Origin of the sequence: Lentilactobacillus sp., from assembly GCF_040773105.1 — a bacterium.
In the GTDB taxonomy this organism is placed as follows: Bacteria; Bacillota; Bacilli; order Lactobacillales; family Lactobacillaceae; genus Lentilactobacillus; species Lentilactobacillus parabuchneri.
The window spans coordinates 1-10294 of sequence record NZ_JAXGWW010000060.1 but is presented as its reverse complement, the minus strand read 5'-3'; the positions used below and the strand labels follow the sequence as shown (position 1 = coordinate 10294).

The following is a 10294-nucleotide window of genomic DNA, read 5'->3' as shown; positions in this document are numbered from 1 at the left end:
GGTGGTTCATCTTCTTAATTGGCTCCGTTGGCAGAATGGTGTATCGCAAATGGTTCTTGAAATAATTATCTCGTTTCGACTGTAACATCCAATTGAGTCGGGCTTCTCAAACTTGAGGGTCCGGCTTTTTTGCGCCTGACAGCTAAAAAAAGCCTACCAAAAAAAGCTGGGAAGCAATGAACAAATCTGTTCATCATTCCCAGCTTTTATAAATTCAGTAAATGCCGACACACACTTATTCTGATACCAACAAATCCGGATTAGCGTGCTTGGTTACCAGGTCGTGAATCTCGTGGGCCGCATCCACCGATGGACTGAAGGTCACGATAGTATCATAACCGGCCAAGGTCCCGGAAACATTATCCATATGCAGGTCGTCAATGACCGCTGCCAATGGGTTGGCATAACTTGGCTGCGTATGAATCACGTTCACAAATTCAATTTGTCGAATATCAGTCACCGTTCCATTAATCATGCGATACATCCGTTCAATCTCGTTTTGGTTCCCCGACTTAAAAATCATATACCGGGAATTTCCAGAACTGTCCGGTTGCTTGACGATTTGCATTTCGCGAATGTCCCTGGATAAAGTTGCCTGTGTAACCGTAATCCCGGCAACACGGAGCTTTTCCATCAATTCATCCTGTGTGGTAATCGTGTACTGATTAATAATTTGCTCAATTTTAGATTGGCGAGCTTCCTTTTTCATGTTAATGCGCGTTCCTTTCACTTCTTGATTGGCTTTCATGCCTGTTTAAATATTCAATAAATACCATTTAATTTGCATAACACTATCATACCAAATGATAAACCAAAGTTCGCCTGTTTTCCAAAAAAGAAGCAATTAGTTTACAAATTCTTCAGAAGCACTCATTTATAAGTCCACATTTGTTTCGGATTTTGGTGGCTCAACTGTTTTTTCTCATTGGCTACGGTAATATCCGCGCCTTTTCCACTAATCAAGTCCACTTCCACCGTATCTTGATAAATAATGAACTGAAATTCATTGCCATACAGATGCATCTTAAATTTGAGGCAGTTCCAAGTAAGTGCGGCTGCAAACTAAAGCTTTTGGCGTTATTGACCACACCGGCAAATCCATAGATGATGCCTTCCCAAGCAGCGCCGAGGCTTCCCGCATGGATACCATTCTTAGTATTGTGATGGACATCCATTAAATCGGTCTGAACGGCCTGTGAGAAGAAATCATAGGATTGCTGGTCTTTGCCTATCCTGGCCGCAATAATAGCGTAAATCGCCTTAGAGAGGCTAGAATCGTGGGTTGTGATCGGTTCATAGAACTCGTAGTCGGATTTTAGTTGGGCCAACGTGTTTCCTTCGGGGAACATGAAGTCGACCATGACCGTATCCGCCTGCTTATTGACCTGGTGCCGGTACAACATCAGCGGGTGATAGTTGAGCAACAGTGGGAACATGCTTTGATCGATTGACGCAATATCCATCTTCGGCAGTTGCTCAAAATTTTGAAACTGCAGCTTAACGTTCTTTTCTTTATCGTAGGGAAGATACATGGCAGCTGCAGCTTCCTCCATATCGCGAACTTCTTCGTCGGTCACGTTCAGGCGGGTCAACATGCCGTCGTCATCCTTATACTTATGAGCATATTTGCCAGCTAATTGTAGGTTACTTTGGGCCAAAACGTTCGTGTAATAGTTGTTATCCACTAAGGCGCTGTATTCGTCCGGCCCGGTTACCCGGTTGATCACAAACTGGCGCTTGCCGTCCAATTCGGCATAGTTGCCATATTCCATCCAGAACCTGGCCGTTTCCAAAATGATTTCAAAACCGTAGTGGCGCAAAAAGTCCTCGTCACGGGTAATTTCATAGTATTGTTCAACCGCAAAAGCAATGTCAGCGTTGATATGGAACTGCGCTTGTCCCGCCAACCAATAGGCACTTGACTCAAATCCATTAATTGTCCGCCATGGATACATTGCGCCCTTACCCAAGCCAAAGTCGCTGGCCTGCTCTTTGGCAATCTGGAGGGTGTGGTACCGAAACATCAGTAGTTCCTTAGCGATTTCAGGCTGCGTGTACGTAAAAAACGGCAGCATAAAGATCTCGGTGTCCCAGAAGAAATGTCCCCCATAGCCGTTGCCGGTCAAACCTTTGGCGGGGATACTCGTTTTTTCATCGCGCCCAGCCGACTGGTTGAGCTCGAACAAATTAAAGCGAACGCATTGCTGCAAAGCAGGATCGCCGTCAATTTCAACGTCACTGTGAAGCCAGAAGGTCTGCCATACTTGGGCCGATGCCATTAATTCCGACTTGAAAGTCGTATCGTTAATGAAATTATCCAATGAGGCCAAATACTGGTCTGAATACATGTTGGCGTTCACCAAAGGATGAATGTCACCAATCGCAAACAAAAATTCAAAGTCTTTTGAACTCCCCGGTTTGGCAAAATATTTACTGCGATAACCATAGTGGTGATTCTCGTCCATAAAATACTCAATCTTAGGATTGGGCGCAAAATTTTCATTCGCCTGGTAGGTGATGATGATTCCCTGCTGGCTTCTAAAAGTGGTCACCAAATAGCTGGGCTGACCGTTGTCGGGAATAAAGTCCATTTGCATTTGGCCCAAATCCTGACTAACACGGATGTCGTCGTCTTGATGATGGACAGACTGATTAACGTAATCGTGCATCTTAATGACTTCAACTTCTTCTGAAAAGTTGGTCGGAATAATTGCATATTTAATGCCGTATACGTTTAATTTGCTGAGGCTGGCAAAACTCTCAACCACCAAGTTAAAATTACGGTTTTCCGGTGTCGTCACACTGAATAGTTCGTGCAGCAGCCCAGTCTGCATGTCCAGGTTCTTATCGATATTTTCAACGCGGAAATGGTCAGTCAGTGAATCTTCGTTGCCCACCTTGATTCGGATAAAGCGTGGATCAAGCAGCCGATTGATGACTTGATTATTATCCGGATAACCACGGTACTTTTCACCATAAGAAACTTCTTTGTAATCAAAAAAGCCGTTAATAAAAAGACCCGGTGACCCGATGTAATCCGGGCTGTTTCCTTGAAGTGGATTGGAGTCTCTCACTCCAAAGTGGCCATTGCCGACATTATAAATGGTTTCTAAAAACAACTGTTCTTTACTTCTCAAGTTTTGTAAATGAATTTGAAATTCCGGAGACTGTTCAATTCTCATTAATGGAACCTCCTATTACACAGGTACGTACCAAATCACAACACAAAATTATAGGATTATTTTACCATTCATCGAAAAAAATTCACGTTTTATTGCTAATCACTGCTTACTTTTATTGTAGTACCTAATAGTAATATAATTGTAAAATATTAAGATTAATATAATACGGGGTAGAAAAGGTTCACGTCCTTTACCGACGGGTCTTGAATTGCTATACTAGGTTGTAGCTTTTTTGCGAAATTAAATTGCAATGAGTCATTATTCATGCATATATTACTAGAATATCATATAATCTGGTTAGAAGATAAACTATAAGGCGACAGGTCTTCAAAGGAGAATTACAATTATGAACAGCAAATTACTTTCGTTTCTAGAAGAAATTAAGGCACAAGGAAATATGTCAAAGGCAGCTCAAGCATTATTTGTGACCCAACCCTATATCAGCCGGGTTATCAAAAATGCAGAAGTTAATTTTGGTGTTAAGCTAATCGATCGATCATCACATCCCATCCAATTGACCTACGCCGGCGAACGGCTACTTGCTTTCTTACAAGAAGAAAATCGGCTGAGGGCCAATCTGGACCGTGAGATGACGCATTTGTCACAATTCAAATACGGGCATTTAACAATTGCCTCAAATGAAGTGGTGACCAATGACTTATACAAGCCGGTATTGGTGCGTTTTTACAATAAATATCCAAATATCCACGCTCAGATCACCAGAATGACAAGTCGAGATGCTGAGAAGCGCTTGTTATCAGGTACCCTCGACTTCTTCATTGGCCACGCACTTCAAAGCCACAAGGTTGAATACCGGCCAATCGCCCAATTGCCATTGGTTTTAATCATCCCTGAAACATCAAAGCTTTATGAGCCAGGCAAAGTATTCACCAATTATGAAGACTTAGACCTGACCAAGCTTTCAGGTGAATCCTTCATTGGAACACCTCAGGAAGATAACTACCAACGTTTGGTGAACAGCTTCTTAAATGATATTGGTGTTTCTGCTGAAATCAGTATCGAAGTTCCAGACTTGCATCTGGCTTCTGACTTGGCAATTGAACATGTTGGCGCGATCATCACGCCAGAACCATTTGCCAACCCACGACGTTTGACTGACGAACAAAAGAAGCACATCAACGTGGTTAAAATTCCAACAGACGTATTAACCGCCAACTTTGGGATTTCATTTATTAAGAACAAGCAAACTTCAGAACCAGTGACAGATTTGCTCAACATCATCTCAGAATACGTGGAAGAATATATTCCTAAGCGATAATTTAAGAATCATCGTTAATACAAAAAGACCAGCGAGAAATCGCTGGTCTTTTTACGTCTTAATTAATTAAATATCTTCTTCAACTTTTTTGCTTAAAGAGGTGTGGTTTAATAAAATGTTCAAAATAACGGCTGTAAAGCTTCCGACAACCATTCCGTTACTCATGATGACTTGAACCGTCGCTGGCAGGTATTGGAATAACTGTGGCTGAGTGGTGACCCCAAGACCAAATCCGATTGAAACCGCGATGATCAATAAGTTCTTGTTATTGAGTTCCACTTTTGACAGCATCTTAATTCCCTGGGCACCCACCATTCCAAACATAACTAACATGGCGCCGCCAAGAACTGATGATGGAATCAAAGTAGCAACTGCACCAAACTTGGGAATCAATCCTAAGATCATAAGCATGAAAGCTGAATAGTAGATTGGCGTTAATTTTTTAATACCAGACAACTGCACAATCCCAACGTTCTGGGAGAAAGTCGAATATGGGAATGTGTTAAACAAACCACCCAAAATGGCAGCAATTCCTTCTGATCGATAACCATGTTCCAAATCACGGTCATCCAATTTACGACCTGTAATATCACCCAAAGCAAAGTAAACCCCGGTTGATTCAATCATACAGGTAAGCGCCGCTAAAATGAGCGTCGCAATCGAAGACCACTCAAATCTCGGGGTGCCAAAATAAAAGAACTGTGGCAATTGCGCCCAGTGTGCTTGACCAACAGCCGCGAAGTCAACCGTTCCCATCAAGACTGCAACCACCGAACCCACTAAGATCCCAATCAGAATTGAAATTTGCTTGAGAAAGCCCTTTGCCCAAATGTTGAGCACAACGATGACCAATGCGGTGAAGAACCCTAAGAACAAATGAGTCGGGTTTCCAAATGCCTTGGCAGTCGCATCCCCACCACCAATGTTTTGAAAGGCGACTGGCATCAATGTGAATCCAATTAAGGTAATCAAAGACCCCGTCACGACCAATGGGAAATACTTTCGCAAGTGGGCAAACGGCTTGGCGATGATAATAATAAACAGACCGGCCACCATGATACCGCCGTACATATACCCCAAACCAAAGTTCTTTCCAATTGACTGTAGCGGTGCCACGTACTCGACGGCACAGCCAAGAACAACCGGCAGCCCAATACCAGTGATGGGCGTCCGTCGGATTTGAAGCAATGTTGCCACCCCACACATGAAGATATCCATTGAAACCAGATAGGTCATCTGGGCTGCGTTAAATCCAAGTGCGCCACCGATTAATAATGGAACCAAAATATCGCCGGAATACATGGCGAGTAAGTGTTGAAAACCTAAAATAGCATTACGAACGGGCGAATTTTTGCCCGGAACAGAAACGTTTTCCATTGTGATCTCCCTTTTATTCGTGTTTAACGTGATAATGTAATATTAACATTATATTTTGACTAAAACAACGTCAAATCCGAATGTTAGCGCTCGCATGGATGGCTTTTGACAACTTTGTTTGTGTAGCTTGTGACTGCACAAAAAAACTGGAAACGATGAAGGATCCTTCATCATTTTCAGCTTTAAACATTTTTGAAACTTTTCGAATCGCGTTGTTGGTTATTTTTAGTACCAACCATAAGTTTGCCAATGCTTCTTAGCATGAACCCAGCTTCCATATCGAGCCTTTACATAATGGTCAGCAGCCTTTTCTTGGTTACTTTTTGAGTAGTTACCGTGAAGATAAGATGCACTCAATTGATAACGGCCAATGTATCGACCGTTACGGGCATGATATGAACCCCGTGATTCGTGGTAAGCGATCCAGTTCTTTGCTTTTTGGTTTGCTTTTGATAAGTTTGATTTATATACTTTAGTTGTTTTAGCTTCAGCGATTTCAGTGGATGCGGCAACGTTCATTGTGCCGTAAAAAGTTAATGCAGTCATTAATGCGATAATGATCTTTTTCAGTCTCATGAAATATTATTTCCTTTCGTCTTTTCTCAACAGTGACGAATATACGCTTTCTCATTTACAGAGACGTGTCTGGATAATTACAAGCATGTTAAACTAGATAGGATTTTAGTAATATTCTCATAACATTACGTTGCTCATCCCCGTCATGACAGCATTTTGAAAAGCAAAATCGGCAAAAGTCCAGAATGCTTTTTACCAATTAATAATACAAATTATTCGAAAAACGTTTAAAATTAGGATGATTTAAAGCCTCACCATTTGATTTTCAGCTCATTTCAAGTCATGATTTGTTGTAAACTTAAAAGTAGGAGGTGGAGCTGATGGACCCTCATTTCAATCAAATTACCAAATCAGGATATGAAAAAATCGAAGCAGAAATTCGCGACCTCGAAGATTCTCGCCCGGCTAAAATCAAAAATTTAGCTGATGCCCGAGCATTAGGCGACTTATCCGAAAACGCCGAGTACAGTTCCGCCAAACGGGACCTGCGTCATTTGGAAAGCCGGTTGCGTTTCTTACGTAAGCAGCTTCAGTATGCCCAAGTCTATACCCCGTCCAATGACGACACCGTTGAGGTCGGCAAAACCGTCACTTTTGAATTTCTCGACGATCATTCAACTGAAACTTACGAAATTGTCGGAACCCCGGAAGTCGACATTGATCACCGCAAGATCTCAATTGCCTCGCCAATTGGGTCAGCCCTTTTAAATCACCATTCGGGCGATATTGTCACGGTATCGGCACCCCAACTCTCATACAAAATTAAAATTGTGTCGATTCGCGTTTAAAAACTTCTCCCATAAGCACTTGAATGCGCAATACAAGCTAAAAGGCCGAGCCAAAAGTGTCAACTTTTGACTCAGCCTTTTTCCTACGCTATTTATTACTCGCTATCTAATTGTGTTAATTGAGATGAATCCGTCTGACTTTTCATGCCAACTAATTTCTTAATTCCGGAAATCGCAAAGGTTGGAATCGCCGATATAATAATGATTCCGACATACATCGGCATCGATAACGGCGCAGTTCCCATGACGTTATTGAAGAACGGCATTAAGGTCACCAGAATTGACGAAGTGGCCGCAAATCCCACCGCCAACGTTAATCTGGAGTTGGAAAATGGATTTCGATCAAATAACGTCTTGACACTTCTTGCGTCATAAACGTGCCACAATTGGCCAAATACCAGGGTTAGAAAGGCAATGGTTTGGCTTTGGGCTACCGAATAGCCTTGCATTGCTGCCCAGACAAAGGCCGCAAAAACCATCCCACCCATGACACCACCACGCAGGAGCACTCTTCTTAGCATGCCATTCGCTAAAATTGATTGCTTGGCATCTCGTGGCCGCTGTTTCATCACATCTGATTCCGCTTCGTCATAGCCCAGAGCAAACGATGGCAGTGAGTCGCTGACCATGTTGACCCAAAGCACCATCAACGCTGTTAGTGTCGGCGTCACTTCAGTCACCTGACCGATGGACGATGTAATCAGGAAGACCCCCAGCAGTAGTGATAGAACCTCCGCCACATTGGTTGTTAACTCATGGCGCATAAAGTTCAAAATATTGGCAAAAATTGTCCGGCCGGACTCAACTGATTTTTCGATCGTTGTAAATTGATCATCCAGTAAAATCAAGTCGGCAGCGTCCTTGGTAACTTCTGTTCCGTTGATGCCCATTGCAATTCCAATGTCAGCTGCCTTTAACGCAGGGGCGTCATTAATGCCGTCACCAGTCATGGCAACGACTTGTTCATGAGCTTGAAGCTGCTTGATAATCCGCTGTTTGTGCTCTGGGGTCACCCGAGCGTATACCCGCGTATCCAAGACGCGCTTTGATAACTGGGCGTCAGACATTTCTTCCAAATCACGGCCGGTAATCACATCGGCATCTTTTGATTGAATAATCCCCAACTGTTTGGCAATCGCCTTGGCTGTCATCGCGTGATCGCCTGTGATCATCACCACGTTGACCGATGCATCCGTCAGTTTTTTCACCGATTGTCTAACTTCTTCGCGCGGCGGATCAATAATGCCGACCAACCCAAGAAATGTTAAATGCTGTTCAAGTTCAGCACTTGACGCGTTCAAGGCCGCTTCTTTAGTAATCTCGCGTTGGGCAATTGAAATGGTTCTTAACGCGTCGTTGGCGAATTCCAGCATCGATTCTTCAATGGTTGCAGAAGCGTTTTGAATATCAACTTTTTGACCATCAATTAGTGCCAACTCGGTTAATGGCTTAATGACATCGGGCGCACCCTTGGTTAAGCTGAAGTAACGCCCGTTTTCTTTGATAACCACCGTCATCATTTTTCGAGTACTGTCAAATGGGAAGATCCGGACAATATCAATATCACGATCCCCCTTGTCTTCCAGCAGTTCGTCCCGCTTAATGCCCTGTTTTGCGGCTAGTACCACCAAAGAAACATCAGTTGGATTCCCAAAAGGCCGCCAGTTTTGCTTGTCATCCGGCTTAATTTCGGCTTCATTGTTCAAAACCGCAACTTCTAAAAATCGCTGATAGTCAGCTGAATGGGTATCGCCACCATCCGCCCGAATAAAATCACCAATTGGTGTATAGCCATTTCCTTCGACGTTATAAATTTGACCGTTTGCTAAAAATCGGGTAACTGCCATTTCATTTTTCGTCAGCGTCCCCGTTTTATCGGAGGCAATGTAGGTCGTCGACCCCAAGGTTTCCACGCTGCTCAATGATTTAACCAACCCTTTTTGGCTGGCCATCATCTTTGCGCCAATCGTCAATACAATCGATAATACCACCGGCATTGCGTCTGGAATCGAGGCTACGGCAATGGCAATCGCCGTCGCGGAGATCCCACCAAAGCTATCCATGGAAATGCTGCCGACTTGAATCAGCTGTTTCACTAAATCGTAACCAATCGTAATCACAATGATAATTCCAGCAATAATCATCAGTTTTTGACTGAGACTGTAAACAGATTTTTCAATCGGAGTTTTTTGATCATCGATATCCTGCATTAAGCCGGAAATTTTGCCCAACTCGGTGTCCATTCCCGTTGCGACAACGACTCCGATCCCGTTTCCGTTAACGACCATCGAACCGGAATAACCCATGTTCGTCCGGTCGCCCAACTCAGTCTCCTCATCAATGGGTTCGACCGACTTGTCAATTGCGTCAGACTCCCCAGTTAAATGAGATTCGTTAATTTGCAACTCAGAAGCTTTTAACCAGCGCAAATCACCTTCAATGAAGTCACCTGATTTCACGCTGACAATATCTCCGGGAACGAGGTGGTCGGCAGGAATTGATAGCCAGTTACTGCCCCGCAGGACTTTCATGTGGTGTTGACGCATGTCCGCCAAAGCGTCCAGGGATTTCTGTGCCGTTCGTGTCTGGTGAAAGGTGATTCCACTATTGATTAAAACAATCAGCACGATTGCAACAGCTTCATACACAGAAGCCATTGCGTGGGCTTGATCGCCACTCACGAAAAAATCATAGGCGGCACTTGCCAGGGCAAGCCCAGTCGCAATTAACAGGATCACAATCAAAGGTTCTTTAAAACTCTTCAAAAGCATTTTCCAAGCCGGCTCGGTCTCTTTGGCGGTCAATTCATTGAGCCCATGTTGCTCAAGCCGCCGTTTTGCCTCTGCCTCATCCAATCCGGCAATTCGGCTGGTATCAAGCTGTTGTAGTATCGTCGATGCGTTTTGACTGTACCATTTCATATTTGGCCTCCTTTTGGGGGTTCATCTGTCGTGGTGCATTACTTATAATAATCATAACAAATTAGCGACTACCAATTGTGAATTTTATAAGATTATTTAGTGAAAATTAGTGAAAAATAAATTTTTAAACAAAAAAAGCCGCAATCACAATTACGGCCCCACGCAGGAAGT

General features: G+C 43.4%; 8 protein-coding genes. 2 read left to right on the top strand and 6 right to left on the bottom strand.

Translation table 11 applies throughout. The features are described from left to right. Positions 1 to 235: 235 nt before the first annotated feature. The 3 genes from AB3112_RS04785 to AB3112_RS04775 form a co-directional block, all read right to left on the bottom strand. Positions 236 to 709, bottom strand: coding sequence for an arginine repressor (locus AB3112_RS04785; RefSeq protein ID WP_057910058.1), 474 nt, complete (start codon positions 707 to 709; stop codon positions 236 to 238). Positions 710 to 870: 161 nt separating this feature from the next. Next, positions 871 to 1023: a hypothetical protein gene (locus AB3112_RS04780; protein ID WP_239822827.1), complete on the bottom strand. Its 153-nt coding sequence runs from the start codon at positions 1021 to 1023 to the stop codon at positions 871 to 873. Further along, on the bottom strand, positions 960 to 3182 hold the full coding sequence (locus AB3112_RS04775) for a glycoside hydrolase family 65 protein (RefSeq protein ID WP_239822828.1): 2223 nt from the start codon (positions 3180 to 3182) through the stop codon (positions 960 to 962). The genes AB3112_RS04780 and AB3112_RS04775 overlap by 64 nt, the downstream gene beginning before the upstream one ends. A gap of 346 nt (positions 3183 to 3528) precedes the next feature. Between AB3112_RS04775 and AB3112_RS04770 the strand changes: the two genes are divergently transcribed. Continuing rightward, positions 3529 to 4461, top strand: a complete 933-nt coding sequence (locus tag AB3112_RS04770) for a LysR family transcriptional regulator (protein WP_057910005.1) — start codon at positions 3529 to 3531, stop codon at positions 4459 to 4461. Between the two features lie 66 nt (positions 4462 to 4527). On the opposite strand, the gene AB3112_RS04765 is transcribed toward AB3112_RS04770, so the two are convergent. Both AB3112_RS04765 and AB3112_RS04760 read right to left on the bottom strand, forming a co-directional pair. Further along, complete coding sequence (locus AB3112_RS04765) at positions 4528 to 5838, bottom strand: nucleobase:cation symporter-2 family protein (RefSeq protein ID WP_057910006.1); 1311 nt, start codon at positions 5836 to 5838, stop codon at positions 4528 to 4530. 225 nt (positions 5839 to 6063) lie between these two features. Then, entirely contained in the window at positions 6064 to 6414 is a 351-nt protein-coding gene (locus AB3112_RS04760) for a hypothetical protein (RefSeq protein WP_057910007.1), read from the bottom strand. Positions 6415 to 6734: 320 nt separating this feature from the next. Here AB3112_RS04760 and greA point away from each other — a divergent pair, with 320 nt between their 5' ends. Continuing rightward, the gene (greA, locus tag AB3112_RS04755) at positions 6735 to 7202 is read left to right on the top strand and encodes a transcription elongation factor GreA (RefSeq protein WP_057910008.1); all 468 of its coding nucleotides are present in this window, start codon (positions 6735 to 6737) and stop codon (positions 7200 to 7202) included. 95 nt (positions 7203 to 7297) lie between these two features. On the opposite strand, the gene AB3112_RS04750 is transcribed toward greA, so the two are convergent. Next, positions 7298 to 10123, bottom strand: coding sequence for a cation-translocating P-type ATPase (locus AB3112_RS04750; RefSeq protein WP_367334043.1), 2826 nt, complete (start codon positions 10121 to 10123; stop codon positions 7298 to 7300). Positions 10124 to 10294: the final 171 nt, after the last annotated feature.

Bases quoted from the DNA above. Each gene is read 5' to 3' on its own strand.
- AB3112_RS04770 (WP_057910005.1), top strand. From the start codon at position 3,529: ATGAACAGCAAATTACTTTCGTTTCTAGAAGAAATTAAGGCACAAGGA.
- AB3112_RS04775 (WP_239822828.1), bottom strand. From the start codon at position 3,182: ATGAGAATTGAACAGTCTCCGGAATTTCAAATTCATTTACAAAACTTG.
- AB3112_RS04765 (WP_057910006.1), bottom strand. From the start codon at position 5,838: ATGGAAAACGTTTCTGTTCCGGGCAAAAATTCGCCCGTTCGTAATGCT.
- AB3112_RS04750 (WP_367334043.1), bottom strand. From the start codon at position 10,123: ATGAAATGGTACAGTCAAAACGCATCGACGATACTACAACAGCTTGAT.
- greA (WP_057910008.1), top strand. From the start codon at position 6,735: ATGGACCCTCATTTCAATCAAATTACCAAATCAGGATATGAAAAAATC.
- AB3112_RS04760 (WP_057910007.1), bottom strand. From the start codon at position 6,414: ATGAGACTGAAAAAGATCATTATCGCATTAATGACTGCATTAACTTTT.
- AB3112_RS04785 (WP_057910058.1), bottom strand. From the start codon at position 709: ATGAAAAAGGAAGCTCGCCAATCTAAAATTGAGCAAATTATTAATCAG.
- AB3112_RS04780 (WP_239822827.1), bottom strand. From the start codon at position 1,023: ATGCATCTGTATGGCAATGAATTTCAGTTCATTATTTATCAAGATACG.